The organism is Rothia sp. HMSC066G07 (assembly GCF_001814485.1).
In the GTDB taxonomy this organism is placed as follows: Bacteria; Actinomycetota; Actinomycetes; order Actinomycetales; family Micrococcaceae; genus Rothia.
Genome location: NZ_KV816922.1, coordinates 172,284 through 197,763, shown reverse-complemented (window position 1 = coordinate 197,763; position 25,480 = coordinate 172,284). Strand labels below are relative to the sequence as shown.

22 protein-coding genes and 1 tRNA gene are annotated in these 25,480 nt (G+C 59.4%); 14 read left to right on the top strand and 9 right to left on the bottom strand.

All coding sequences use genetic code 11. The features are described 5' to 3' along the window. The first annotated feature begins 57 nt into the window (after positions 1-57). Positions 58-435: a cupin domain-containing protein gene (locus HMPREF2971_RS02420; protein ID WP_070691023.1), complete on the top strand. Its 378-nt coding sequence runs from the start codon at positions 58-60 to the stop codon at positions 433-435. A 202-nt stretch (positions 436-637) separates the two neighbouring features. Beyond that, positions 638-1,471, top strand: a complete 834-nt coding sequence (locus tag HMPREF2971_RS02415) for an oxidoreductase (RefSeq protein WP_070691020.1) — start codon at positions 638-640, stop codon at positions 1,469-1,471. Positions 1,472-1,572: 101 nt separating this feature from the next. Here HMPREF2971_RS02415 and HMPREF2971_RS02410 read toward each other — a convergent pair whose 3' ends face one another. The 3 genes from HMPREF2971_RS02410 to HMPREF2971_RS02400 all read right to left on the bottom strand — a co-directional run bounded on the left by HMPREF2971_RS02410 (position 1,573) and on the right by HMPREF2971_RS02400 (position 4,177). Continuing rightward, entirely contained in the window at positions 1,573-2,352 is a 780-nt protein-coding gene (locus HMPREF2971_RS02410) for an amino acid ABC transporter ATP-binding protein (RefSeq protein WP_070691016.1), read from the bottom strand. 33 nt (positions 2,353-2,385) lie between these two features. After that, positions 2,386-3,189 (bottom strand): amino acid ABC transporter permease, encoded by an 804-nt coding sequence (locus tag HMPREF2971_RS02405; RefSeq protein WP_012902971.1) that lies wholly within the window; start codon positions 3,187-3,189, stop codon positions 2,386-2,388. Positions 3,190-3,337: 148 nt separating this feature from the next. Beyond that, positions 3,338-4,177: an ABC transporter substrate-binding protein gene (locus HMPREF2971_RS02400; RefSeq protein WP_070691014.1), complete on the bottom strand. Its 840-nt coding sequence runs from the start codon at positions 4,175-4,177 to the stop codon at positions 3,338-3,340. Between the two features lie 253 nt (positions 4,178-4,430). On the opposite strand from HMPREF2971_RS02400, the gene HMPREF2971_RS02395 reads away from it, so the two are divergent. From HMPREF2971_RS02395 to HMPREF2971_RS09075, 4 genes are all read left to right on the top strand, one after another. Then, positions 4,431-5,162 carry a demethylmenaquinone methyltransferase gene (locus tag HMPREF2971_RS02395; protein ID WP_049341054.1) on the top strand — a complete coding sequence of 244 codons (732 nt, stop codon included), beginning with the start codon at positions 4,431-4,433 and terminating at the stop codon, positions 5,160-5,162. Positions 5,163-5,216: 54 nt separating this feature from the next. Beyond that, positions 5,217-6,278 (top strand): polyprenyl synthetase family protein, encoded by a 1,062-nt coding sequence (locus HMPREF2971_RS02390; RefSeq protein WP_049353826.1) that lies wholly within the window; start codon positions 5,217-5,219, stop codon positions 6,276-6,278. A gap of 382 nt (positions 6,279-6,660) precedes the next feature. Then, positions 6,661-8,244 (top strand): sodium-dependent transporter, encoded by a 1,584-nt coding sequence (locus HMPREF2971_RS02385; RefSeq protein WP_070691012.1) that lies wholly within the window; start codon positions 6,661-6,663, stop codon positions 8,242-8,244. An 8-nt stretch (positions 8,245-8,252) separates the two neighbouring features. Continuing rightward, positions 8,253-8,396 carry a methionine/alanine import family NSS transporter small subunit gene (locus tag HMPREF2971_RS09075; RefSeq protein WP_083314071.1) on the top strand — a complete coding sequence of 48 codons (144 nt, stop codon included), beginning with the start codon at positions 8,253-8,255 and terminating at the stop codon, positions 8,394-8,396. Between the two features lie 97 nt (positions 8,397-8,493). Here the strand turns inward: HMPREF2971_RS09075 and rarD are convergent, their stop codons facing one another. Together rarD and HMPREF2971_RS02375 are read right to left on the bottom strand one after the other, a co-directional pair. Next, positions 8,494-9,465, bottom strand: a complete 972-nt coding sequence (rarD, locus tag HMPREF2971_RS02380; protein ID WP_070691009.1) for an EamA family transporter RarD — start codon at positions 9,463-9,465, stop codon at positions 8,494-8,496. Positions 9,466-9,653: 188 nt separating this feature from the next. Next, positions 9,654-10,991, bottom strand: coding sequence for a DUF6882 domain-containing protein (locus HMPREF2971_RS02375; RefSeq protein WP_070691005.1), 1,338 nt, complete (start codon positions 10,989-10,991; stop codon positions 9,654-9,656). 280 nt (positions 10,992-11,271) lie between these two features. Here HMPREF2971_RS02375 and HMPREF2971_RS02370 point away from each other — a divergent pair, with 280 nt between their 5' ends. Further along, entirely contained in the window at positions 11,272-12,588 is a 1,317-nt protein-coding gene (locus tag HMPREF2971_RS02370) for an SseB family protein (protein ID WP_070542188.1), read from the top strand. A gap of 264 nt (positions 12,589-12,852) precedes the next feature. Here the strand turns inward: HMPREF2971_RS02370 and HMPREF2971_RS02365 are convergent, their stop codons facing one another. Further along, entirely contained in the window at positions 12,853-14,343 is a 1,491-nt protein-coding gene (locus tag HMPREF2971_RS02365; protein ID WP_049356300.1) for a catalase, read from the bottom strand. Positions 14,344-14,472: 129 nt separating this feature from the next. After that, complete coding sequence (locus HMPREF2971_RS02360; protein WP_049353374.1) at positions 14,473-15,060, bottom strand: Fur family transcriptional regulator; 588 nt, start codon at positions 15,058-15,060, stop codon at positions 14,473-14,475. Positions 15,061-15,254: 194 nt separating this feature from the next. Between HMPREF2971_RS02360 and HMPREF2971_RS02355 the strand changes: the two genes are divergently transcribed. Both HMPREF2971_RS02355 and htpX read left to right on the top strand, forming a co-directional pair. After that, positions 15,255-15,518, top strand: a complete 264-nt coding sequence (locus HMPREF2971_RS02355; RefSeq protein ID WP_005504804.1) for a hypothetical protein — start codon at positions 15,255-15,257, stop codon at positions 15,516-15,518. A gap of 139 nt (positions 15,519-15,657) precedes the next feature. Further along, positions 15,658-16,542: a zinc metalloprotease HtpX gene (htpX, locus tag HMPREF2971_RS02350; protein WP_070691001.1), complete on the top strand. Its 885-nt coding sequence runs from the start codon at positions 15,658-15,660 to the stop codon at positions 16,540-16,542. Between the two features lie 222 nt (positions 16,543-16,764). Here the strand turns inward: htpX and HMPREF2971_RS02345 are convergent, their stop codons facing one another. Then, the gene (locus HMPREF2971_RS02345; RefSeq protein ID WP_005508322.1) at positions 16,765-17,256 is read right to left on the bottom strand and encodes a YajQ family cyclic di-GMP-binding protein; all 492 of its coding nucleotides are present in this window, start codon (positions 17,254-17,256) and stop codon (positions 16,765-16,767) included. Positions 17,257-17,397: 141 nt separating this feature from the next. On the opposite strand from HMPREF2971_RS02345, the gene HMPREF2971_RS02340 reads away from it, so the two are divergent. The 3 genes from HMPREF2971_RS02340 to trxA all read left to right on the top strand — a co-directional run bounded on the left by HMPREF2971_RS02340 (position 17,398) and on the right by trxA (position 18,893). Beyond that, positions 17,398-17,784 carry a hypothetical protein gene (locus HMPREF2971_RS02340; protein ID WP_012902988.1) on the top strand — a complete coding sequence of 129 codons (387 nt, stop codon included), beginning with the start codon at positions 17,398-17,400 and terminating at the stop codon, positions 17,782-17,784. Positions 17,785-18,021: 237 nt separating this feature from the next. After that, positions 18,022-18,103, top strand: a tRNA-Tyr gene (locus HMPREF2971_RS02335). A gap of 412 nt (positions 18,104-18,515) precedes the next feature. Further along, complete coding sequence (gene trxA / locus HMPREF2971_RS02330; RefSeq protein ID WP_012902990.1) at positions 18,516-18,893, top strand: thioredoxin; 378 nt, start codon at positions 18,516-18,518, stop codon at positions 18,891-18,893. 96 nt (positions 18,894-18,989) lie between these two features. Here the strand turns inward: trxA and HMPREF2971_RS02325 are convergent, their stop codons facing one another. Beyond that, a complete protein-coding gene (locus HMPREF2971_RS02325; protein ID WP_246825016.1) occupies positions 18,990-20,018 on the bottom strand; it encodes a DNA-3-methyladenine glycosylase family protein in 1,029 nt (342 codons plus the stop codon). Positions 20,019-20,473: 455 nt separating this feature from the next. Between HMPREF2971_RS02325 and HMPREF2971_RS02320 the strand changes: the two genes are divergently transcribed. Both HMPREF2971_RS02320 and HMPREF2971_RS02315 read left to right on the top strand, forming a co-directional pair. Next, positions 20,474-22,318: a DUF2079 domain-containing protein gene (locus tag HMPREF2971_RS02320; protein ID WP_070690997.1), complete on the top strand. Its 1,845-nt coding sequence runs from the start codon at positions 20,474-20,476 to the stop codon at positions 22,316-22,318. Positions 22,319-22,975: 657 nt separating this feature from the next. Continuing rightward, positions 22,976-25,165 carry a DEAD/DEAH box helicase gene (locus HMPREF2971_RS02315; RefSeq protein WP_070690993.1) on the top strand — a complete coding sequence of 730 codons (2,190 nt, stop codon included), beginning with the start codon at positions 22,976-22,978 and terminating at the stop codon, positions 25,163-25,165. Positions 25,166-25,480 lie beyond the last annotated feature (315 nt).

The following is a 25,480-nucleotide window of genomic DNA, read 5'->3' as shown; positions in this document are numbered from 1 at the left end:
AATAGGGAGGGGGTGCGCGCCCCCTTTCACTCACCCCTAAAGAGAAAGGTGCGTACCATGGCAGGTACCCATGAAGGCCGCGTCCTCGTATTTCCCCAGCTCACCGAAGCGCTGACCCCTTTTGACGATAAGCCCCAGGCACGCAAGATCGTTGATGCCGACGGCGGTAATCTGACCCTCATGGAACTGGCTGCAGGTCAGTCCTGGCACGAGCACCACAGCGTGCACCCCATCTTCGTGCAGGTGCTTAAGGGTGAGGTCCTCTTCCACGTGAAGGACCGCGATATTACCCTGGTGCCCGGCAAGCCAATTCACGTGACCGCCAAGCTGCTGCACTCCCTGCGCGCCGTGAAGGACTCTACCCTGCTGGTGACCATGCTGACCGGCGAATCGCACCCCGAACCCAAAGTCAATATTGACGTCGAAGAGGTCTAAAAACTGACCCAAAAGCTCGCCGCCGCATCTGCACCGGATGCCGCGGCGAGCTTTTTGTATGCCTTCCTGCCCTCACATATGGCGGCAAGAATACCCTCACTCTACACCCTGAGCTTTCTGCACGCTCGTACACCCCGCGCGGGCGTACCCTGAAAAGTACACTCCCGCTAACCTCACAGGGAGCAACCCGAAAGGATACGCAATGCCCAAGTCACTGCAACGCCCCGTCGTTCTTCTCACCGGCGCCAGCTCCGGTATCGGCTACGACGTAGCGCCGCTACTGGTGCGCTACGGCTACACCGTCTACGGTGCCGCCCGCCGCGTTGAGAAGATTGAAGAGCTCGCCTCCGAGGGCGTGAAAGCGCTCAGCCTGGACGTTACCGATGAAGCATCCATGGAAGCCGCCGTACAGCAGATCATTGATGCAGAAGGCCGCATTGACGTGCTCATCAACAATGCAGGCTACGGATCCTACGGTGCTATTGAAGACGTCCCCATCGACGAGGCGCGCCGTCAGTTTGAGGTGAACCTCTTCGGCCTGGCGCACCTCACCCAGCTGGTGCTGCCGCACATGCGCGCACGGGGTAGCGGGCGCATCCTAAACATCTCCTCGATGGCGGGGCGTATTACCTCGCCCCTGGGTGCCTGGTACCACGCCACCAAGTACGCCCTCGAGGCGTTCAGCGATGCACTGCGCATGGAAGTTGAAGAGTTCGGTATTGACGTGGTCATTATCGAGCCCGGCGGCATCAAAACCCCCTGGGGACTCATCGCGGCAGACCACCTGGAGGAATCCTCCCGAAACGGTGTCTACGCGGCTCAGGCGCAGCGTGTTGCGGCAAATATGCGTAGGCTCTACTCGCCATCCTCCAACCTCTCAGAGCCCAAAGTAATCTCTAGGACCATTCTGCGAGCCCTGGAGGCGCGCCGCCCCAAGACCCGCTACCTCGTGGGTTTCGGTGCTAAGCCCTCCGTGTTCCTGCATACCGTGCTACCGGACCGTCTCTTTGACAAGGTGGCGCGCCGTATCTTCTAGAACCGAAATAGCGGCGAACTAGAGCATTAAAAAGCGGGCGGTGCTGCGCGAAACAGAATGTTTCGTACAGCACCGCCCGCTACGTTTTTCAAGAGCTAGTACTAGTCTACTACGGCGTGGGTCGGATCGAGCACGCGCGCCAAGAAAGCTCGAGTACGTTCGTGCTGGGGGTTGCCAATCACCTGATCGGCGGGACCCTCCTCCACGACCACGCCATCGGCCATGAAGACGACCTTATCGGCGACCTCGCGGGCGAACGCCATCTCGTGAGTCACCACGATCATGGTCATACCCTCATCAGCAAGGTTGCGCATAATGCTCAGAACCTCGCCGACCATCTCCGGGTCGAGTGCACTGGTCGGCTCATCGAAGAGCATCAGGTCCGGGTGCATGGACAGTGCACGCGCAATAGCCACACGCTGCTGCTGACCACCGGACAGCTGAGCCGGGAAGCGGTCTTCCTTGCCCTCCAGGCCAACCTTGGCGAGCTGCTCGAGGGCAACCGCCTCCGCCTCAGCCTTGGAACGGCCCAGAACCTTAATCTGAGCGATCGTGCAGTTATCCAGGATGTTCAGGTGGCCGAACAGATTGAACTGCTGGAACACCATACCCATATGGGTACGCACGCGGTTAATGTCTACGTCCGGGTCGGTAACCTCGGTATCGCCCACCATGATGGTGCCGTCGTTCGGCTCCTCCAGCAGGTTCACGCAACGCAACAGGGTGGACTTACCGGAACCCGAAGGGCCGATAAGGCACACGACCTCGCCCGGCTCGACCTGCATGTCAATGCCCTTGAGAACCTGAACCTTGCCGTAAGACTTGTGCAGGTTAGAAATGCGCACCGAGGAGGCGGCCATGGATGAAGTTGAAACAGTCATAGTATCTTCCGTAATCCGTATCTGTCGTTGCGCTTACTTGCGGCCCGCAAGCTGGGTGCGGCGCTCGAAGTATGCGGAGAGCTGGCCCAGCGGAACAGTGATAATCAGGTAGCACAGACCCGCAACCACCAGGGGAGTCAGACCCGCGTTAGCGGCGGTCAGGCCTTCACGACCGAACTTCGCCAGCTCGTACTGCGAGACGGTCACGCCCAGCAGGTACACGAGGGAGGAGTCCTTGGTCAGCAGGATAACCTCGTTGGTCAGCGGGGGCAGAACCACGCGGAACGCCTGAGGAATAATGATCGAAATCATGGCGCGGGTGTGGGACATACCCAGAGAGCGTGCCGCCTCCATCTGGCCCTTCGGGATTGCCTGCAGGCCCGCACGCAGAACCTCGCTAATGTATGCCGCAGAAACCATACCCAGGGACAGGGTCACCGGAATCAGGTTATCCACGAAGCGAATCTTGAACGCCAGAGGAATACCGTAACCGAACGCGAAGAAGACCAGCAGCGCCGGGATACCGCGGAAAAGCTCCACGTACAGGGTCGCAATCCAACGGTAGGGGGCGATGGAGGAAATACGCATGAGTGCCAGCAGCAAACCGCCGGAGAGGCCTACGATAAAGCCCAGGGTGGTGTACAGCAGGGTGTTCTTCAACGCCACGGTGATGACGTCGGGGAACTGGGCAGCCGCAACGTCCAGGTTGAATACCTGTTGGCTGAGGGTCTTCCAGTCAGCCAGAAGAATGGCTGCCAGAGCAATAACGGCCAGAAGGGCGTACTGTGCGTAGCGGAAGAGCTTCTGCTTCTGACGGGGTGAGAGTTTAGAGGACATGCGCTTTCTTATCCGTGTGCTGTTTATCCGTGTGCTGTTCGGTTAGGAGCGTTCTACACGCTCACAAGGGGTGAAGGCCGGAGAAGCCCCCAACCCAAAAGTAATAAGGGTACTCCTGAATTGGGGGAGAGACTAACCGGCTAGACGCTTAGGAAGCGGAGGAAGAGGCGCTCGCGGAGGTGGAGGAAGTGGTACCAACCCACTTGGCCTTCATCTTGTCGAGTTCGCCGTTTTCCTTGAGCTTGGTGATGGTGGCGTTTGCCTTGGCCAGCAGTGCCTTGTTGTTGGAGGAGACTGCTGCGGCGATTTCCTCGGTGTTCTCGGAATCCTGGTACGCGATCTTGAAGGAATCCGGGTCGTTGGTCAGCGCCTCGGAAACCACGGAGAGGTTCGCTGCGACTGCCTTGACCTGACCGGTCTTCAGGGCGGAGAACATGAGGGAGGTGTCTTCGTACTGGATGACCTCTGCGCCGTTTTCCTTGGCGTAGGTTTCACCACTGGTTGCCTGCTGTGCACCGACAGCCACGCCCTTCAGATCTGCTGCGGAGGTGATGGAGGAACCCTTGGGAACCAGGATTGCCAGGTTGTCGTCGAAGTAGACGGTGGTGAACTCCATCTTGCTCTTACGTTCATCGGTCACGCCGATACCCGCCAGGGCGATGTCGCACTGACCGGTGGCCAGGCCGGTGCCGGAGTCCAGACCTTCGAAGCTGATGGAGGTCAGCTGCGTCTTCACGCCCAGGTCGGAGGCGATAGCGTTGGCGATGTCTGCATCCAGACCGACGATGGTGCCGTTTTCTTCGTATTCGAAGGGCTTGTAGGGGGTGTTGGTGCAGACGCTGAGGGTGCCGGACTTGACGAGGCTGACCTCGCCGTTGGCGTCGGAGTTCTCGTTGGCGGTGGAGACGCAGCCGGTCAGCGCCAGGGGCAGTACTGCCAGCAGTGCGAGGGGCTTGAGGGATGCCTTCTTGAGGATTGCGGTGTTCATGATGTTCTCCTGTGTGAGGTGTGTTCTATGAAATCTATGGTCTATTGTGCGCCCCCATGTTAAAAAATGCAAGCATATACATAAATATTCATAAATTTTTGCTGAATATACATAAATCCCACCGGGAAAACTGAATAAAACCCCGAATTAGAGACTCAAAAACCACTTCAGAACGCACCTTAACGTACCGTGCGACACTACTACGGTTTACCCAACTATCGAATCTAGTAACCTCCATGCCACAATTGAGAGCGTGAACGCAGAGAAGAACACCCGCGCAACCCGCGCAACCCTAGACAAGAAAACCGGCGATATTGCCGCCATGTTTGATACCGTCGCTGAACGCTACGACCTCATGAACGGCATCCTCTCCCTCGGCCAGCACATCTACTGGCGTAAGCAGGCAGTCGCCGCCGTAGACGCGCACCCCGGCCAGAAAGTACTGGACGTAGCCGCAGGTACCGGCGTCTCTTCCGAACCCTTCGCCGACGCCGGCGTGGACGTCATCGCAGCAGACCTCTCCGAAGGCATGCTGGATGTGGGCCGCCGCCGTCGCCCCGACATGACCTTCGTGCAGGCAGACGTCACAGCCCTACCCTTCGACGACGAAACCTTCGACGCAGTGACCATGTCCTACGGCCTGCGCAACGTCGCAAACTACCCCAAAGCGCTGAGCGAAATCTACCGCGTGCTCAAGCCCGGCGGACGCATCGTCATCCTCGAGTTCTCCACCCCGACCTTCGCCCCCTTCGGCGCGGTCTACAAGAACTACATCATGAAGGCGATTCCGCCGATTGCCCGCGCAATCTCCTCCAACCCCGAATCCTACGAATACCTCGCCGAGTCCATCATCACCTGGCCTAACCAGCAGGAACTGGCGCAGAAGTTCAAGGAGGCGGGCTTCACCTCCGTGCAGTACCGCAACCTCACCGGCGGCATCGTCGCCATTCACCGCGGTTTCAAGCCTGAAGCACACAACGCATAGACACCGCGTTCACACACCACCGAAGACACCAACACCAAGAAGATAGAAGACACCGTGAGCAACGCAGAGCAGCCCATTGCCGCAACCGACCTGTTGGGAGACCTCGACCTGAAGCTTCCCGCAGGCTTCGAACTCATCGCCGCAGACCCCAAGCTGGGTCCGCAGATTCTTTCCTCCCTCGCGCGTATTGAGGAGCGCCTGGCAGAAGCAATCGCCCAGACCGACCACCTGGCGGACGTAGCATCCCGTCACCTGCTCTCCGCGGGCGGCAAGCGCGTGCGCCCCCTGCTGGCTCTGCTCTGCGCAGCCGTAGACGGCGAAATCAACGACGAGGTTATCGAAGCCGCCGTGGTCGTTGAGCTGACCCACCTGGCAACCCTCTACCATGACGATGTTATGGATGACGCCCCCAAGCGCCGCGGCGTGGACAGCGCCCAGATGATTTGGGGCAACTCCGTCGCAATTCTGACCGGCGACCTGATCTTCTCCCGCGCATCCCTGCTGGTCTCCGAGCTAGGCACCCGCCCCATGAAGATTCAGTCCCAGACCTTCGAACGTCTGGTGCTCGGTCAGCTCTTTGAGACCACCGGCCCCCGCGAGGGTCAGGACCTGCTCGACCACTACATCGCGGTCATTGAGGGTAAGACCGGCTCCCTGATTGCCGCAGCCGGCGAGTACGGCTCCCTGCTTTCGGGCGCTTCCGAAGACGTTATCTCCATGGTCAAGGCGTACGGCGAGCTGGTCGGCGTGGCATTCCAGCTCGCTGACGACGTGATTGACATTGTGAGCGACGGCAAGACCAGCGGTAAGACCCGCGGCACCGACCTGCGCGAGGGCGTGCCCACCCTGCCGACCATCCTGCTGGACCGCGCGGTAGCCGCCGGCGACGAATCTGCTATCAAGGTTCGTGCACTGCTGGATGCCGACCTCAGCTCCGACGAGGCACTGGAAGCCGCTGTGGAGGCGCTCGCCGCCCACCCGGTCACCCAGGAAGCATGGCAGATCGCCTACGACTGGGCGGACCGCGCAATCGCCGCGATTGCTCCGTTGCCCGAGTCCACCGCGAAGGCTGCGCTGGAGTCCTTCGCTCACGCTGTGGTTCACCGCGAAGGCTAAAATACCTCACCACGTAGCGTATGCGCTGGCGTAGGTGCTGATGCGTCTCATACTTCAAAACCCCCGCTGAATCTGCCTGGATTCGGCGGGGGTTTTATGCATTATGGCTAGTCAACACCGGTTTTTGGGATGGTTTGGGGTTGCCTTCACCCTCCGAAAGCTTCCGCATGCTGGGGTCTCCTTGACCGCTATATGCCTTTAAGGTAATCCTTATAGGCATGCCTGAGGCGCACATCCACCCTTCAGACGTTTGACGGCTCCCATGCCCAACCCCGTGTTGGAGAGCCGTTTACTATTTCTGGACGCGAGCAGAGCCCAACCACCCCGACGGGTTATTCTCGCACCAACCATCCGCGTCCCCACACATTCGAGGTTTACAACTATGGGAGCATCTACCCCTAAGGCGCCCACGAAGCGCGAAGGCTTCTCTAGCCGTCGCGTCTTTATCTTTGCCGCCATCGGTTCTGCTGTTGGTCTGGGCAATATTTGGCGTTTCCCCTACATCGCATTTGATAACGGCGGCGGCGCCTTCATGATTCCCTATATTGTCGCCCTGCTGACCGCCGGTCTGACCTTCCTGTTCTTTGACTACGCAATCGGTCACCGTGCGCGTGCGTCGTCCCCGCTGGCTTTCCGCCGTCTGAACCGTAAGACCGAGTTCATTGGCTGGTGGCACATGGGTATCAACTTTGTCATCGCTATCTACTACGCCGCTATTGTGGCGTGGGCTCTGCGTTACATGGTTTTCTCTTTCACGAATGAGTGGGGCGATAACCCGAAGGCGTTCTTCCAGGGCGAGTTCTTGAAGGTCGCAAAGGATCCCGGCGTCTCCTTGGACTTCAACATGAACATCCTGATTCCCATGGTTCTGGTGTGGGGCGTTCTGCTCGCTGTGATGGCTCTGGGTGTTCAGAAGGGCGTGGGCGCAGCCAACATTATCTTCATCCCGCTGCTGCTGGTCATGTTCGTTGGTTTGGTGATTTACTCGCTGACCCTGCCCGGCGCTGTGGACGGTCTGAACGCTCTGTTCACCCCCAGCTGGGACTCCCTGGCTAACCCGGACGTGTGGGTTGCTGCGTACGGCCAGATTTTCTTCTCGCTGTCCATTGGCTTCGGCATTATGGTCACCTACTCTTCCTACCTGAAGCCTAAGACTGACTTGACCGGTTCCGGTGCTGTGGTTGGTTTCGCGAACTCCGGTTTCGAGCTTCTTGCTGGTATTGGTGTGTTCGCTGCTCTGGGCTTCATGGCTCAGGCTGCTGGCACCCAGGTGAGCGAGGTTGCGACCAGCGGTATTGGTCTGGCGTTCATCGCGTTCCCGACCATTATTTCTCAGGCGCCCGGCGGCGTGCTGATTGGTATCCTCTTCTTCGGTTCCCTGCTTTTTGCTGGTTTCACCTCCCTCATTTCGATTCTTGAGGTGATTATCGCCGGTATTCAGGACAAGTTCGCGACTTCCCGTCTGGCGTCCACCATACTGGTGATTGTTCCGATGGCTCTGATTTCGCTGCTGCTGATGCCGACCACTACCGGCCTGTACGTGCTGGATATTCTCGATAACTTCGTGAACCTCTTCGGCATTCTGGCAGCCGGCCTGTGCGCCATTATCGTGGTTGCATACGTGGTGCGTGCTCTGCCCGCTCTGGCTGAGCACCTGAACCGCTACTCCTCCATCAAGGTCGGCAAGATCTGGATGGGTCTGCTGGCTGTCGTGACCCCGCTGGTTCTGGGTTACTCTCTGATTCAGAGTGTTATCAAGCTGATTGTGACCCCGTATGAGGGTTACCCTGCGGATCTGCTGGCGATTTTCGGTTGGGGTATGAGCGCACTGCTTCTGGTTGGTGCGATCGTTGTTTCTCTTCTGCCCTGGTCGAAGAAGTCTCGTGCGGCTGAAGAGCCGCCGGCACCTCCGGTGATTTCCGGTCAGGTGGAGCACGGCCACGTTGATTCGACCATTACCCGTTAGGAGCCCTCATGTCTATCTCCGCAATTGTGATGCTCGTTGTGGCAGTCCTGATCATTTGGGGTGGCCTGGGTTTGGCTCTGCTGAACCTGCACCGTCATCCGGATTTGGATGCTCTCGACGATGCTGCTGAAGCTCAGGGTTCTGAGCTTTAGAGTGTGAACGCGACATAAAGTGATGCCCCGCTGGCGTTAGCTGGCGGGGCATCACTGTGTTTTGTGCGGGGCTGTGTTTTATCCGGGTTGGGGAGAGCTACTTGCTCTGCACGTCTTCAGCCTGTACCAGCGGAATCATGCCGGTTTCCGGGTCGGACAGCGCGGAGGCGCGGTAGGAGCGGGAGGCACGCACCGCATCCACGGTGAAAATGATGAGCGCAATCCAGATGAGGCTCAGACCCAGCACCTTATCGGCGCTCATCTGCTCGTGCAGAACGGTCAGCGCCAGAACAAACTGGATGGTCGGGCCCAGGTACTGCACCATGCCAATGACTGATAGCGGTAGAGCCTTGGTAGCCGCCGCAAAGAGCATCAGCGGAACAACGGTAACCACACCGGTGGATGCGAGAAGCCAGAAGTGCCCGGCACCTTCGCTGAAGAGGGTCATTTGTCCCTGAGCATTGAGCACAAAGAGGGTGGCAATGCCGAAGGGCGCCAGAATCAGAGTTTCGAGAGAGAGTGAAACGATGGGGCTCACGTCGTGGGCTACGCGTGCCTTGAGCAGGCCGTAGATGCCGAAGGAGAACGCCAGGCCCAGACCCGTCCAGGGCACCTGACCGTAGATGAGGCTCATCATCAGCACCGCGATACATGAAATTGCGACGGATACCCACTGCGCGGTGCGCAGGCGCTCCTGCAGGAAAATCACGCCCAGCACCACGGAGACCAGCGGGTTAATGAAATATCCCAGGGACGCATCAATCGTGTGACCGCTGGTTGTTGCCATCACGTAGATAAGCCAGTTCGCGCAGATGAGGAACGATGCCGCCGTCAGTACCAGCATGATGCGGCGGTCCTTGAGGGCGCGGCGGAAGTCCGCGGTTGCCCGCACAATCGGTAGTAGCAGGGCGCAGAAGATGAGGGAGAAGACCACTCGCGCCACGACAATCTCAATCGGTCCTGCTGGCGCCATCAGCACAAAATACAGGGGGAGCAGACCCCAAATGATGTAGGTGCCGATGATGGTGATAAACCCGTTGCGGGTGGTGTGCTTCTGCGTTTCTGACATGGTTTCGTCTGACCTGATTCTTCGGTTACGTTCTTCTAAGCTATTCATCGGGATGCGCCAGCTGGGTACCCACACAGGTTTCGATGCGCGCACACTACTGTACCCGATACGGGGTGCAGCATACGCTAGGGACGCCTCAGGCGCGGTACCACGAGGATACCGCGCCTGAGGAATGCTGCGTATTCGGTTTAGAGGCCGAAGAAGCGGGAGAAGAAGCCCTTCTTCTTGGGCTGCTCTGCCTCGCGGCGTGCAGTTTCTTCCTGCTCGCGGCGGGCTGCCTCTTCGTGCTCTGCCTGCAGGTCGGGAGCTGCGCCAGCGTTGCGGATGGGCTCCACGTGCTGCTCTTCGTATTCTGCTGCTTCCTGCTCGACCTCGACGGGCTGCTCAGCAACAGGCTCAGCCGCGACCGGCTCCTCAACGTACTCGACGGAAGCCTCAACGGTCTCGTGCTCGGGCTGCTCGGCACCGATGGACTCGTCGGTGTAGACGCGAGCCTGCTCGGTCTCTTCTGCCTCGTACTCGCCGGGCAGGGTCTCCACGGTGACCAGGCCGGGCTCTGCGTGCTCTGCCGGCTCCTGATCGAAGGGAGCCTCGTCGGCAGGGTAGAGGTTCTCGGTGCTCTCAACGCCGGCAACCTCGGTCTCTGCGACCGGTGCGTGCTCGGCAATTTCTGCGGCGCGCTCAGCCTCAGCCTCGGCACGTGCGGCGGCGCGTTCTGCCGCCTCCTGCTCGCGCTGTGCATTCTGAGCGGCTGCCTCAGCGGCTGCCACGCGCTCAATCTCGGCGCGCAGTGCCGCGAGGGATTCGCGACGCTGTGCGGCAGCGGCTGCGCACTGCTCCAGAACCTCGGGGCCAACCTGAGGTTCAGCCTGCTCGATGCCGCTGATGCGGCCCTCGTCGAACCACAGGCGCAGGGCACCGTCGGTTGCGGTCAGAACGGCGGTTGCCTCGGTGTCCCAAGCAATGTGGAAACCACGCTGCTGAGCGTAGGAGTCCACCGCCAGAACCTGGTTGTGTACCTCTTCGCTCTGCAGGGTCTTAGCAATGACGCGGCCAATACCCTTGTAGGTCGGTGCCTCGAGGGTCAGCTCAGCACCCTCCAGCAGGGTCCATGCGCGCACGCCAGCGCCCGCGGGCAGCGGGTAGTGTGCGTACAGGCCGCTGACGGTCTTGGTTGCCAGAGTCAGGCGGCGTGCCAGGGACTCGGAGAGGGGCAGCTCGTCGGTGGTCAGTTCGGCCAGGCCGTCACGCTCACCGGTTTCACGCGCCTGAATAGCGGCAGAAACAACGGAGTCGGGGAAGTAGCCCAGCTGCTGCCAAGACCAAATCCAAGTACCGCGGTTCTCAGATTCAGTGCCCAGCAGATGCGGCTTGAGCGAGAGCGGGGGAGTGGTCTCAAAGTCCAGAGACTGGGAGGTGAAATCCACGTTCCACTCGGAGGTACCCACGAGCTCGGCGAGTCGAGCCTGGTACTCGGTGGAGATAAAGATCGATGCGTCGATAAGGTCCTGCAGAGAATTCGTCATGCTTCAAGATTATCAACCTTTTAGCGTTCACTATGCCGTGTATCCCCGGTTTTAGTGTGTGCTTTAGGCGTATTGGGCTCTAAGGCGCCTGTTTGAGCCGTATCCAAGAGCTCTGAGGGAGAGATAGAGCATATATCTTTCGGCGTAAACTATCTGCGTGGAGTGCCCGTGTTCGTTAGAATCGAAGGGACGGCTTCTTCCGGCACCCTGTAAGCCGACACTACGACCGAACACGGATGCCTCCAGCCGCGCCGTATTCACACTCAAGGATGTATGAACTATGACTGAACCCCGCCTTGCCGAGACGAGTAGCCGTGCCGCGCGCATCCAGGATGCGCTGAATAACATTGGAAGCTGGCTGCTGGATGTCGTTAGTGTTGACCCCGGCTGGAGCGAAATGGTGCTGGACGTCAAGCCTCTGGCAGGTCAGATTTTCGTGCGTGTGCGTGAATTCCGCGACGGCGAAGAGTTCATTGGCACCATCGGCCCGCTCAAGGACGGCTCGCCCATTATTGCTGAGGTCCGTAAGCTACAGCGCGCCGCCTACGACGGTAACCGCGGCACCTGGTTTACCGCCTCCATCGTGGTTGCGGCTACCGGCTGGCCCAACCCGCAGTTCAGCGTGGGTGCCTCCTACAACCGTGACGACGAGCCCGCTAGCTGGAAGAATGAGGGCACCCTGACCGCAACCGACGTGCGTGAGCACCTGGCTGAGTTCCCTCGCGATGCGTCGCGTATCCCGCAGTGGGCTCGTGAGCGTATGGAGGGTCGTGCCCGCCACTCCGCCGCCGCGGCACTGTCTTCGAGCGAGCATGAGATTCCGAACCCCTACTTGGTTGCTGCTCTGGAGACCTTCCGCAACGACGTGCAGGAGCGAACCCTCATTAACGTGGTTCGTACGATGCTTGGTGGCGACGTTCTACTTGATGCGACCGGCTCCCTGCTGATTCCCTCCGAGACTGACCCGATGGGCCCCGAGTCGGTACTGGCCCACCAGGTCATTCGCATGCCCGAGACCGGCATGCAGGCGCTGTGCGTGTTCTCCTCCTCCGAGCACATTGGCAAGAGCTACGTGCGCCAGGAATCCGAGGGAGATGAGCTGATTCTGCGCGAACCGGCGATGAAGGTCTTCATTGACTTCCTCAGCAATGAGGCGCTGGACTTGATCGTGGTTGACCCCGGCACTGACCACGAGTGCTACATTGAGCGCGCTCAGGTGCACTGGATTGTCACTTCTCCTCGCAATGACGGCGCGAAAATGGCGCTTGTGCAGGACAATATGCAGATGCTGCTCGGCTCCCTGGTGTCCCCGGCATCCGTGCTGCTGGTGGGCGTTGACCCGGCTGATCCTTCGGGTACGTCTTTTGTGTTTGACCCGGATGAGAACGGTAACCCGAAGAGCCTGCTGGTATTCACCTCGCCCATTGAGATTGCGGCGCTGGACCCGCATATTGAGGTGCGTTCGGCGAATGCCCTGGATATTCTGCGTTACGCCCTGGAGATTGGCGCACCGAGCGTGAAGGTGAACGCAATTAACCCTTCCACCGTGTTGAGCGCGGCGCAGATTCGCGAGCTCCTCGATATTGTGGGTGAATAGGAAGCGGTCTTCGGCGCTTCTCCCGCTGGTGCTAGTGCATCCGCATAGTTCGTAAAACCCGTCACGTAAAATCGCCCGGAAGAGACACCCACACGGTGTTGTCTCTTTCGGGCGATTTTTGTGTTTGGAGAGGGTTGTAATCCTGCAAACGGGTTTAAAATATGGGGCCGGTGACTCCACCTTACTGAAAGTCACCGACCCCATAGTAGTAGCCAGCTGTGCGTCATGTTCTCGAATCTACAGGAGAACAGACGCTGCCGTATCTTATGAACCAGATGCGGCGGCTGCCACGGCCTCGCGAACGCGAGAACCGAGCTCAGGGTGAACGCTATCCCAGTATTGGAACGCGCGTTCACGAATCTCGTCGGAACGAACAGCGCCTACGTGACCGGAGATGTTGCTGATCAGGCGCTCGCGTTCTTCGTCGTTCATGGTTACCTCGTAGAGGGTGCGAGCCTGCGAGAAATCATCATCATCCGGGCGCAGGGTGTAGGCGGTGCGTACCAGCTCGCCATCAGACTCCCAGCTACCTTCGCCAGCGCGTTCCGCATCCGCATGCGGTCCACCCAGACTATTCGGCGCGTAGGTCGGAACGGAGGGGTCGTTGAAGTTATAACGCATCGAACCGTCATGCGAATAGTTGTTCACCGGCGCTGCGTGTGGTGCGTTCACGGGCAGCTGTGCGAAGTTGGTGCCGATGCGGTAGCGATGCGCATCCGGGTAGGAGAAGATACGACCGAGCAGCATCTTATCGGGCGAAGCCGCGATACCGGGCACAAAATTCGAGGGGGAGAAGGCTGCCTGCTCGATTTCGGCGAAGAAATTCTGCGGGTTGCGATCCAGCACCATGCGGCCCACCTTGATCAGCGGGTAATCCGAGTGCGGCCACACCTTCGTCAGATCGAAGGGGTTAATACGGTAGGTCTTCGCGTCCTCATAGGGCATGATCTGCACATAGAGCGTCCAGGCGGGGTAGTCGCCACGCTCGATAGCCTCGCGCAGGTCGCGGCGGTGGAAGTCAGCATCCTTACCCGCCATTTCATCGGCCTGAGCCTGGGTGAAGAACTCGTTGCCCTGCTCGGTCTTGAAGTGGTACTTAACCCAGAAGCGCTCACCCTCGGCGTTAATCCACTGGTAGGTGTGAGAGCCGAAGCCGTCCATGTGGCGCAGGGTGCGGGGCAGGCCGCGGTCGCCCATCAGCCAGGTTACCTGGTGCGCCGATGCCGGATTGAGGGTCCAGAAATCCCACTGCATATCGTGATCGCGCAGACCCGAACCGGGCATACGCTTCTGCGAGTGGATGAAGTCGGGGAACTTAATGGCATCGCGAATGAAGAAGATAGGAGTGTTGTTGCCTACCAGGTCGTAGTTGCCTTCGGTGGTGTAGAATTTCACCGCGAAACCGCGTGGGTCACGCCAGGTATCGGGGGAGCCGGATTCGCCCGCCACGGTTGAGAAACGAATCAGCAGCTCGGTTTTAACGCCGGGCTGAAAGAGCGCCGCACGGGTGTACTGCGAAACGTCTTCGGTGGTTTCAAAGTAGCCGTATGCGCCGGTTCCCTTCGCGTGCACCACACGCTCGGGCACACGCTCACGGTTGAACTGAGCGAGCTTTTCAACAGTGTAAGCATCGTGCAGAACGATGGGACCATCGGCGCCCACGGTGAGCGAATGATCATCTGAAGCCACCGGCGTGCCAGTGCTCGTGGTGGTGTAAGAACCGGGCTGAATGGGGTTCTGCGGGGTCTGATACATATTTGCTTCTCCTTGTGTTTTTGGTGATGCTATGTGGTTTTCGACGAGCATTCTTCCTGTTTTAGGGTGCAGCTAACGAACACTGAGGCGCTGTTTCACGCCCGGAGTAAGGTGTGGGAATGTGGTTCGTTAGTGCTGAACGCTCGCTGCGGCTTGCACCTGGCTCTTCGCCAGTTCTGCTTCTGCCTCAGTTTGACAGTCTACGCACACGCCCTGATAGAGCACGTCTGCGCTGAAGAGTGCCATGCCGTGAAAATCGCTGGGGGTCAGGCAGGGTGCGGAGCCGACCGCGCAGTCCACGTCTTCGACCTTGCCGCAACGTACGCAGAAGGCGTGGTGGTGGTTGTCGCCCGTGCGGGTTTCGTAGAGGGCGGGGGTTCCCGGCGGCTCAAACTTACGCAGCAGGTCGATGTCGGTCAGGTCGGCAAGAATCACGTAGACCGACTGAACCGTAATGGCGGGGATACGCTCGCGGACTGCCTGCACGATGGTGTCGGCGGTGGAGTGCGGGTGTTCCTGCACTGCGTGGAGTACGGCGAGGCGCTGCTTGGTGACGCGGCGGCCCCTGGCGCGCAGTCCGGTGGTCCATGCTTCTTCGAGCTGTTCGGGGCTCATTGCGGAGAGCAGGGGTAGGCCGGTGGTGTGGGCGCAACCGGTGTTGTGATGGTCTGGGCTTTGAGCCTTCTTCGTGTCGGAGGTTGTCTTTGCGTCGGTCATAGGTTTAAGTCTACACGTTATTATGAGAAATTCATCATTATTTTATGAAAAGCTCATAATAAGCCGGCAAGGCGTCCCTTTCATCCACTCTGTGGCGCCCCTCCTCGCCCCGGCCTCGGGTGTGAAGAGATGCCGTACAATCAAAGAACCTAGAGTAACCCGCACCGGCGATCACCATCAAGGAGGATAGGGTCATGGTGTACGACTTCACAAACCCCATCTACATTCTGCTGATGATTCTGCTCTTCGGTGTGCCCATCGTGACCCCGGTGATTTACGGCCAGTACCGCAGTACTACCACTGGTTTTGATCTGGAGGGTCAGCTGATGCTCGGTCTGCTCTTCATCCTTTTTCTGGGCGCGTACGGCACGATTCTGCTGCTGGGTATTTTCCCCACTGCTACGGCGCAGGTGCTGGAGCAGGTGCCCCTGGTGAATATTCCGGGCGCTATTCCCTAATCCCTTTTGAGCTTTCGGCGCATGGGTGACGCTCTGGGTGAATCCGCGTGCCATAAGGTGCGCCCGCGGGTGCTTGCACGTATTCTATAGAGTCAAGTACACGCTGTACGCACTGACCTAATTGTTCAGGAGGATACCCATGCACAGCCATAACAACGGACTGAAAACTGCCCTGTTGATGGGCTCCATGGTGGGCATGATGTTGCTCATCGGTGGCCTGCTTTCGGCGACTTTCCGCACCTCCATTTTCATCTGGGTTATGGGCCTGTTTAGCTTGGGTTCGGTCGTGTACACCTACTGGAACTCCGATAAGCTCGCCCTACGTTCCATGAATGCTTACCCGGTCAGCCGTGAAGAGGTTCCGGTACTTTACGACATAGTGGAGGAGCTGTCCTCCCGCGCGGGTCAGCCCATGCCCGCCCTCTACGTGGCACCGACTATGACCCCGAACGCGTTTGCGACCGGCCGTAACCCGCAGAATGCGGCGGTGTGTTGCACTGAGGGTATTTTGCAGTTGCTGGATGAGCGCGAGATGCGCGGCGTGCTCGGCCACGAGCTGATGCACGTGTACAACCGCGATATCCTCACCTCTTCGGTGGCGGCGGGTATCGCCTCCATCATCGGTACGATTGCGCAGATTCTTTCGTTTGGTGCGATGTTCGGTGGTTCCAGCCGCGACGGTGAACGCTCGAACCCTATCGCCATGTTTGTGATTGCCATGCTGGCTCCCATTGCTACGCAGGTCATTCAGATGGCTATTAGCCGCACCCGTGAATTTGATGCCGACGAGGATGGCGCACGTCTGACCGGTGACCCGCTGGCGCTGGCTTCGGCACTGCACAAGCTGGAGAGCGGCGTGTCCATGTATCCGATGGACCCGAATAACCGCAACACTGAGGCGGCGAGCGCCATGATGATTGCGAATCCCTTCGGTTCGCTGAAGAGCATGCTCTCTACTCACCCGCCGATGGATCAGCGTATTGCGCGTCTGCAGCAGCAGGCTCGCGAGATGGGTCAGTACTAAGTCTTTTCTCTACCGAATCATTCGGGAGCGAATGTGGCGCTGTATGAGTATGGCGCTGCATGAATATGACTCGGGGTGACGATTGTGACTCGCGGTGACGGGTCGGCAGACAAAAAATCCTCGGGGTGGCTACTGTGGAAGTAGCCACCCCGAGGATTTTTACGTTTCGGCTTCTAGCCGTCTTCCCTCACCCATTGTGGGGCGGGGGAGTCTCGCCTGAGCTTAGCGGTAATTGACGAACTGCAGGTCAACCTCAAGGTCAGCGGACTTGAGCATTGCAATGACTTCCTGCAGGTCATCGCGGGACTTGGAGGAGACGCGCAGCTCGTCGCCCTGGATGTTTGCCTTCACGCCCTTGGGGCCCTCTTCACGGATCATCTTGGAGATCTTCTTCGCCTGATCCTGTGCGATGCCTTCCTTGATGGAGCACTCGATGCGGGTTTCCTTGCCGGATGCGTAGGGCTTGCCGGAGTCCAGGGACTTCAGGGAGATGCCGCGCTTGACCAGCTTGGACTGGAAAACGTCCAGCACTGCCAGTGCGCGCTCTTCGGCGTTTGCCTTGATGAGGATCTTGTCGCCGGAGTAGTCGATTTCTGCGCCAACGCCACGGAAGTCGTAACGCTGGGAGATTTCCTTCTGCGCCTGGTGCAGTGCGTTAGAAACTTCCTGCTTGTCCACCTTGGACACAATGTCGAATGAGGATTCGCTAGCCATGGGTTTTCCTTTCGTGAATGAGGTGCTACTGGCACCGGTTAGTACTAGCCTACCGGGTTGGGGCTCTTGTTCACAGCTAACTAACAGAAATACGGGCCTGTTTTACAGGCGTTACCAACCTAAAAAGAGGACAATAGAGATATGACCATTCATAACCTGTCTGCAACGGACGCACACACGAGCGAGGAAGCTCACGACCTGCAAACCCTGCTCTTCATTGACTTGCATACCTCTCTGGGCGCTGAGCCCGAAGATATTCCTGAGGCTGAGCGCCTCAGCGAGCCTGACCACCACGATATTCACCTTGACCTGCACGAGGAAGATGCTGAGCCTTCTCTCTTTGACGGTATCGGTATCACCCTGACGGAACCTTCGCTGGTGGCACGTTTCCGTGGCGTTCGCCGTGACCTGGAGCGTGAGATTGCCGGTGACATGTGCACCGTGGAGCAGGCGCGCCGCTATCTGGAGCACCTGGAGATTGTGCTTCTGCTTGAGCAGGATGGCGATACTCCTTCCCGCTCCTTCTAAAACTGCTGTAGGCGGTGGCTTTATTCGCGGCTTTATTCATAAGGTGAGAGCGTGGGCGCTGCGATAGATATGGGCGCGCGGTGAGCGTGCGCTGACGCTCTTGTGTGACGAAAAGACGATAAATACAACCAGACATATAACCTTCGTCACAAAACCCTATGTGAAGTGTACAAGTCCCTAAAACTGCTGTAGAGTAGTCTCTGTTCGCTTGAGCGAGCAACTAGCACCTAGCTAGGCGGCAGGTTACCCGAGCGGCCAAAGGGGGCTGACTGTAAATCAGCTGGCACTGCCTACGGGGGTTCGAATCCCTCACCTGCCACAAATAGCCCGGTTACGAAAGTAACCGGGCTTTTGTGTATCTAAAACCAGTTTTATAGCGGATTCCGCAGCCGCTTTCCAACCCAGCGGCTTTCCACCGCGGTAATCTTCCACCACAGTGGTCTTCCACAGCAACGGTCTTTCATGGTTGCGCCCGTATTTTCTGGGTGCCCGCATTGGGTGCTTTCCTCAGGATGCTGTAGGGGACGACCACGGGGCTTCGCCCGCCGGGTCGGGCGCCTCCATCATTCGGCTACAGGGGCATTCGCTAGAGTATTCGCGACACGCCCGTGAACCGGCTGAAACAGCCGCAAAAAGTATTTACTATGACCGCAATTTGTCATATCTTTCACATGTTTGAATCCCAGAGCGAACAATTAGCGATTGGGGTCTTGAGGGTGTAGCTTTATCTCATGGCTACTAATGAAATTACTCAGCAGAACCTGACTGCTACCGTCGAGAGCAACGATATTGTCTTCCTGGACTTCTGGGCAGATTGGTGCGGTCCCTGCAAGCAGTTCTCCCCCGTCTACGAGGCGGCTTCGGAGAAGCACAGCGACATTGTTTTCGGCAAGGTCGACACCGAGGACCAGGGCCAGCTCGCTCAGGCAGCAGGCATCACCTCCATCCCCACCATCATGGGCTTCCGTGACGGTATCCTGGTATACCAGCAGGCTGGCGCACTGCGCGAAGACCAGCTGGAGACCGTAATCGGTTCGATCCGCGAGCTCGACATGGACAAGGTCCGTGCAGAGATCGCAGCAGCAGAGGGCTCTGCAGAGAAGAAGTAAGCTCACCACCACAAAAGAGCTTGAACGGGGCGCACCCGCCGGCACAACCGGCAGGGGCGCCCCGCCCCCTTTTAACCTCGTGAGGGTGCAGGAGCGTTAGCGGTCGCGGTGATCCTCAATGGTCATGCGCGCCCCGTAGCGCTGCTTCGAAAAGCCCGAAGCATGCATGAGCCGCACCAGACGCTGCCGATGCGGGCTAAAGGGCGCCAGCAGGGAGAGCATTCCCGCATCATCGGTGCGCTGACCTATGAACAGCTCACCGACCGCGTGCGCCAGATGGTAGTCGCCCACGCTGATGGCATCCGGGTGCCCGCACACACGCTGCAGGGCCTCGGAAATACTCCACGGGCCCACGCCGCGCACAGCGTGCAGGCTCCGCGCCAGAAGTGCGACGTCGCCTTCTGCCGCAATGTTTTTTAGAGACTCTGCGGAACGAGCGTAAGCGTACACGGCATCGTAGCGGCTTTTATCAACGCCAGCCCGATGCCAATCCCAGGTAGGAATCGTCGCCAGGGTCCGGGCGCTTGGATAGACGCGCATCCCCTCCGGCTGATGCCCCAACCCGGTCGAAGGGGCGGGGGAGCCGTACTTGCGCAGAACCCAGCCTAAGGTCCTGAACGCTTCGGTCTGGGTGATGCGCTGCTCCACAATGGCGTTGAGCATCTGCCGGTCCAGCTGCCCCGAAGCGCTGAGGCGGAGCCCCGGATTCTGCCGCCACGCCTGCTGAACACGCGGCGGAAGAGACTCAAAAGAAGACAGAGCACCGAACTGTTCGGCGGGGTCGTGCAACCCCAGCCAGTACGTCATTTCCTGCGCTAGCGCCTGAAGGTCGGCTCGCGCCTGCATCTGCTGATCAGCGGCACTATAAGAAACCCAGATACGAATACGCACCGGGCGCATCAGCAGGCGATGCAGGGAGGGGAGAGTCTCGGGAAGCTTAGCTGGCTGCGCCAATCGTTCGGCGTACAGCACCGCCGGGAACTCATGAAACGGCGTGCGAGCCGTCAACCAGATTCTCTCGGCACCATCCGCGCGGCTCAGCGCACGATACGAAAGATCCTGAGCACCGCGGCGCAACGACCCCAACGTCTGCGACAACTGCACCGGAACATGCGGCTCAATCACAACCTCGCATACCTCCGGGCTCAGAGCGCCCGGAAGAGACGAAACAGCGGGGGAGAGAGTACGAACCTGAACGCGCGGTTCGTGAAGAACATCCGCAAGCGCTGGCGCATAGGGCACACCAGCTGCCGCTAAAGGATGCCGGATGCGCCGAGCACCCGCTACCGGGTGGCTGTCAAGGGCCGCACAGTTAGGGGTGACACCGCCGGGGGTTGAGGAAGGAAACGTACTCACCACACCAGTCTATGCGCCCAAACCGGGCAACAACATCCGGGGCAGATATTTGAGGGACAAGATACAAAAAGCGCAGGAAGGGCAGGCACAGCGCTAATGCGATACCCTAAAGGGTAGAGCGAGAACGAACGCAAACTCCGCCACCGGCAACGACAAAGGCGACGCGTTCCACCCGTTCTGTGGGCGCCTGTAGCCCGGACACACACCCCGAGAGAAGGACGCCTATGGCAGCGGAAGCACACGAAGCATCCTCGAATACTGACGCACCTGAACAGAAGAACAGCACCGACACCAGCGCGGGCCGTACTCAGCGCGCCAAGAAACAGCCGCGTCAGTCCCTCACCGAGCGCGTCAAAAGCATCCGCCCCCTCGAACTACTACCCGGCCTGCTGCTTGCCGCCGCCGTCATGGCGTTGTACACCTACTACTCGCTGCAACAGATGAAGCACTGGATTACGCCCTCCTGGGACCTGGCGATTTTCACCCAGATGGCTCAGGCGTACTCGCACTTCTCCGTGCCCATCGTGCCCATTAAGGGGCCCGACTTTAACCTCTGGGGTGACCACTTCCACCCGATTCTGGTGCTCCTGGGACCCATCTACGCGCTGTTCCCCTCACCGACCACGCTACTGGTCGTGCAGAACGCCCTGGTCGCCTTCGCAAGCTTCGCCATTGTGCGCTTCACTCAGCGTGCCTTCGCGCTCGCCCAAAAAACTGAAGATGCGCAGAAGAGTGAACCCGCGCAGAACGCTCAATCCGCAAAACTTCAGGGCGTTATCCCGACCATCACCGGTCTGCTACTCGGCGCCGGATTCGCCCTCAGCTTCGGCGTTCAGCAAGCTATCGCCGCCCAATTCCACGAAGTAGCCTTCGCCGTGCCGCTACTGGCCATGAGCCTCGGCTACCTGGTGCTCGCCTCACGAGTGAGCGGCACCGAACGCGCACGCTACCTCGCCTACGCCTGCTGGTGGGCTCTACCCATTGCCTTCGTTAAAGAAGATATGGGCATTACTGTCGCAGCCATCGGCCTCATCATCTTTATCCGCACCGGCTGGCTGAGCACCGCCGTAGACATTCTGATGCCGCGCCTCTCCGCGGGCACCCCCGCCCCCATGCGAATCCGCGTGCATCAGCTCTACTCCTCCTGGGCGCGCACCCCCGCCGTCGCCGAATCCACCATGGTCATGATTTGGGGCGTATTCTGGTCCGCCGTCGCCATCTACGTGATTCTGCCCTACTTCAATAGCGGCGGAAACTTCGACTATGCCGACAAGGTGAACTTATCTGCGGCTCTGGGCGACCCCTTCGGCTCGGCACTGCAGATGCTCAGCAACAACACCAAGCTGGCAACCCTCGGCCTGCTGCTCATTACCGGAGCAGTCCTCTGGGTGATTTCTCCGCTCGCGGCAATTGCCCTGCCGACCCTTGCCTGGCGTCTACTCTCCACCATGGAATCCTACTGGGCAAGCACCTGGCACTACTCGCTCGTGCTCATGCCCGTCGTCTTCTTCGCCCTGCTCGACGCTGTCATGCGGATACGCTACGGAGTGGTTCCCGCTGCGATTCCGGCGCGTTTGGGCGCGCGCGCAGCCGATAGCGCCTCCGCGCAGGAACCTCAGACCAATACCGAGCCCGGCCGCCTGACCGCCACGGCGCGCCGCATGCCCGTGTGGGTTCTGCCTGCCGTGGCGCTCTTTCTAGCCGCGTCCCCGATTTTCGTGCCCGGATCCCAGCAGCCCCTCGCGTCCCTGGGTAATGCGCAGTTCACCGCCTCCGCGCTGACTACGACTGACCAGATGAAGCAGGACGCCGTCCAGAAGGTACCTGAAGGGGTATCGGTCGCATCTGACCTGTCGATTCTGACCCAGCTGATTCCCGGTCGTACCGTCTACTGGATTGGACACACCGGTAAGCCAGCGCCCGACTACGTGGTCATCGACCGCATGAGCAACTCCTGGGGCGGCAACCCGCCGACCAACGCCGCACAGTATGCGGCTGACCGCTACGGCAGCTCCTACGCTAAGTATGCGACTGTCGGCACGATTGATATTGTGCGTCGCGTGGATTAATCCCAGGACTGCATAGGCATGATGCGTGCCTGAAAAGCGCCCGCCCTCCGGCTGTGAGGGTGGGCGCTCGCCGTTAAGAGATGAGGTTTTAAGCACCTTTTGGGGTTAAATGGGCGCTGCTAAGGTAGACTAGGTAGAACACGGGAACCCCCGATGAAGGTCTTGTGCGCACCCGGCACCCAAGGTGGTGCTGGAATTGTAGGTGCGCCGTACTCACCATCACCGATTGATACGCCCCATAAATTTGCGGTTTACACCGTACACGCGGGCTTCTCTTAACGATCTCTGGTCCAGCGTCTTTGTTGCGTCTGCTGTAACAGACACACCACCGCCGTAGAGCGGGAAGGCGAACCACCAGGAATACGTGACATTGCATGTGAGCATTACCCACCCTGTACACCCTGATTCACAGGAACTACTGTGCGTTGAGCGTAGAGTACGAACAAGCGTGCGGATAATGTGCCGAGAAATTCAAGACCACCCCCAGCAAAGAGCCGCTACCCATAGCATCCGCAGAACACCTCTGCAGAATGTGCCGGTAACGGAGGACCCCTGGACTCTACTCCCCAGGGGATGATGTGTGGCTGGGCCGTGAAGGGGACACCCGGTAAGCGCCGAAAAGCGTGCGCTATCCACCCCTACCGTATAGAGGAAAAATTGACTGAGAATACTGCTACCCCGGCCGAACTGAACGCCGAGGCAGAGACCGTTGTGACCACTGAGAACATCACCGAGAACACCGTTGAGAGCCCTGCTGTAGAAGCAGAAGAAACCATCGCAGAAGCTACTGCAGAAGCACCCGCCGAAGAAACCGCCGACAAGGCTGAAGAAGAAGGCGTACGCTTCACCGACCTGGGCCTGGACGCACGCGTCCTGGCAGCCCTGGAAGAGGTAGGCTACGAGAAGCCGTCCCCCATTCAGGAACAGACCATCCCCCTGTTGCTTGAGGGCCACGACGTGGTTGGTCTGGCACAGACCGGTACCGGTAAGACCGCAGCATTCGCGCTGCCGGCACTGTCCCGCATGGCTGAACTCGCCGACATCAACGGCGTCTCCCGCGACACCCAGGTTCTGGTCCTGGCACCCACCCGCGAGCTGGCTCTGCAGGTTGCAGAAGCCTTCTCCTCCTACGCAACCCACATGGAGGACTTCACCGTCCTGCCCATCTACGGTGGCTCCCCCTACGGCCCGCAGCTGGCTGGTCTGCGCCGCGGTGCGCAGGTCGTCGTCGGTACCCCCGGCCGCGTGATTGACCACCTGGAAAAGGGGTCCCTGGACCTGTCCAACCTGCAGTACCTGGTACTCGATGAAGCAGACGAAATGCTGCGCATGGGCTTCGCCGAAGACGTGGAAAAGATCCTCGAAGGCACCCCCGACAGCAAGCAGGTTGCCCTCTTCTCCGCAACCATGCCCAACTCGATCCGCAAGATTGCTCAGCAGTACCTGAACGACCCCCGCGAGGTTCGCGTCAAGGCTAAGACCACCACCAGCTCAAACATCTCCCAGCGCTACATGCAGGTCATGCACTCCCACAAGCTGGACGCAATGACCCGCGTGCTCGAGGTTGAAAACTACGACGGCATCATTGTCTTCGTGCGCACCAAGAAGGAAACCGAGGAAGTTGCCGACAAGTTGAAGGCACGCGGTTTCGCGGCGGCAGCGATTAACGGTGACATCCCCCAGCAGCTGCGTGAGCGCACCGTTGACGCCCTGCGTGACGGCCGCATCGACATCCTCGTGGCAACCGACGTGGCGGCACGCGGCCTGGACGTTGAGCGCATCTCCCTGGTCGTCAACTACGACATCCCCCACGACACCGAGTCCTACGTGCACCGCATCGGTCGTACCGGTCGTGCAGGTCGCGAAGGTGCCGCAATCCTCTTCGTCACCCCGCGTGAGAAGTACATGCTGCGTCAGATCGAGAAGGCAACCCGCCAGAAGGTCGAGCCGATGCACATGCCCACCGCAGAGGCAGTGAACGAGACCCGTAAGCAGCGCTTCGCACAGCAGATTACCGAGACCATCGAGTCTGAGGACCTGAGCTTCTTCCGCCAGATTATCGAGGACTACGAGAACGAGCACGACACCACCGCTGAGGACATTGCGGCCGCACTGGCTGTTATCGCCCAGCAGGGTCGCCCCTTCTTCCTCGATGAGAGCGAAGATATCGCCCACAAGTCCCGCCCCTTCTCTGACGAAGATTCGGATCGCGGCGGCCGCAAGGCAAAGCGCGCGCACAACGATGAGGGTATGGTCAACTACAAGCTGAACGTTGGCCGTTCCTCCCGCGTGACCGCAGGCGCTATTGTGGGTGCATTGGCTAACGAGGGTGGCATTAAGGGCTCCCAGATTGGCTCCATCGACATTCGCCAGCACTTCACCATTGTTGGCCTGCCCGAGGACCTGCCCCGCGACTTCTTCGACCGTCTGCGTGACACCAAGATTGCTGGCGAGTTCATCAACATCCGCAAGGACAACGGTCCCAAGGGTGGCCGCGGCTTCGGTGGCGGCCGTCGTGAGGGCGGCTACCGTGGCAACCGTGAGGGTGGCCGCGATTTTGGCGGTCGCGATAACCGTCGCGAGGGCGGCTACCGCGGTAACCGTGACGGTGGCCGCGACTTCGGTGGCGACCGCGACTTCAAGCGTCGTGACTTCGGTGGCAAGCGCAATGACCGCGACTTCGGTGGTCGCGACTTCGGCGGCCGTGATAACCGCCGCGATGGTGGCTACCGTGGCAACCGTGATGGCGGCCGCGACTTCGGCGGCCGTGATAACCGTCGCGATGGAGGCTACCGCGGTAACCGTGAGGGCGGCCGTGACTTTGGCGGCCGCGGCAAGCGCTACTAAAATTTCGGCTAAGCCTGGATTTGCGGTACGAGGGGCTTGCTGAGGCTATCGGCTAGCAGCCTTGTCATCCGCATATGATTCAAAGACCGGCAGGGGAGTGATGAGCTCTCCTGCCGGTCTTTATGTATTTGTGTGTTGATGTGTTTGCATCAGCTGTTGTGGTGATACCTGGTCAATGCTGGGCTCTCATGCGGCAGTGTGGAGAGCGGATAAGCATAAATGTGGCGTATGCCATAGCTTCTCCGCTTGCGAGCATTCGTGAAGACCTGTATAGTTTTACCTGTTGCCCCGATAGCTCAGTGGTAGAGCGCCATC

Excerpts from the sequence above, each read along its gene's own strand:
- HMPREF2971_RS02385 (WP_070691012.1), top strand. The coding sequence starts at position 6,661 with ATGGGAGCATCTACCCCTAAGGCGCCCACGAAGCGCGAAGGCTTCTCT.
- trxA (WP_012902990.1), top strand. The coding sequence starts at position 18,516 with ATGGCTACTAATGAAATTACTCAGCAGAACCTGACTGCTACCGTCGAG.
- HMPREF2971_RS02415 (WP_070691020.1), top strand. The coding sequence starts at position 638 with ATGCCCAAGTCACTGCAACGCCCCGTCGTTCTTCTCACCGGCGCCAGC.
- HMPREF2971_RS02420 (WP_070691023.1), top strand. The coding sequence starts at position 58 with ATGGCAGGTACCCATGAAGGCCGCGTCCTCGTATTTCCCCAGCTCACC.
- HMPREF2971_RS02375 (WP_070691005.1), bottom strand. The coding sequence starts at position 10,991 with ATGACGAATTCTCTGCAGGACCTTATCGACGCATCGATCTTTATCTCC.
- HMPREF2971_RS02405 (WP_012902971.1), bottom strand. The coding sequence starts at position 3,189 with ATGTCCTCTAAACTCTCACCCCGTCAGAAGCAGAAGCTCTTCCGCTAC.
- HMPREF2971_RS02320 (WP_070690997.1), top strand. The coding sequence starts at position 20,474 with ATGGCAGCGGAAGCACACGAAGCATCCTCGAATACTGACGCACCTGAA.
- rarD (WP_070691009.1), bottom strand. The coding sequence starts at position 9,465 with ATGTCAGAAACGCAGAAGCACACCACCCGCAACGGGTTTATCACCATC.
- HMPREF2971_RS02345 (WP_005508322.1), bottom strand. The coding sequence starts at position 17,256 with ATGGCTAGCGAATCCTCATTCGACATTGTGTCCAAGGTGGACAAGCAG.
- HMPREF2971_RS09075 (WP_083314071.1), top strand. The coding sequence starts at position 8,253 with ATGTCTATCTCCGCAATTGTGATGCTCGTTGTGGCAGTCCTGATCATT.
- HMPREF2971_RS02340 (WP_012902988.1), top strand. The coding sequence starts at position 17,398 with ATGACCATTCATAACCTGTCTGCAACGGACGCACACACGAGCGAGGAA.
- HMPREF2971_RS02400 (WP_070691014.1), bottom strand. The coding sequence starts at position 4,177 with ATGAACACCGCAATCCTCAAGAAGGCATCCCTCAAGCCCCTCGCACTG.
- HMPREF2971_RS02410 (WP_070691016.1), bottom strand. The coding sequence starts at position 2,352 with ATGACTGTTTCAACTTCATCCATGGCCGCCTCCTCGGTGCGCATTTCT.
- htpX (WP_070691001.1), top strand. The coding sequence starts at position 15,658 with ATGCACAGCCATAACAACGGACTGAAAACTGCCCTGTTGATGGGCTCC.
- HMPREF2971_RS02365 (WP_049356300.1), bottom strand. The coding sequence starts at position 14,343 with ATGTATCAGACCCCGCAGAACCCCATTCAGCCCGGTTCTTACACCACC.
- HMPREF2971_RS02370 (WP_070542188.1), top strand. The coding sequence starts at position 11,272 with ATGACTGAACCCCGCCTTGCCGAGACGAGTAGCCGTGCCGCGCGCATC.
- HMPREF2971_RS02360 (WP_049353374.1), bottom strand. The coding sequence starts at position 15,060 with ATGACCGACGCAAAGACAACCTCCGACACGAAGAAGGCTCAAAGCCCA.
- HMPREF2971_RS02355 (WP_005504804.1), top strand. The coding sequence starts at position 15,255 with ATGGTGTACGACTTCACAAACCCCATCTACATTCTGCTGATGATTCTG.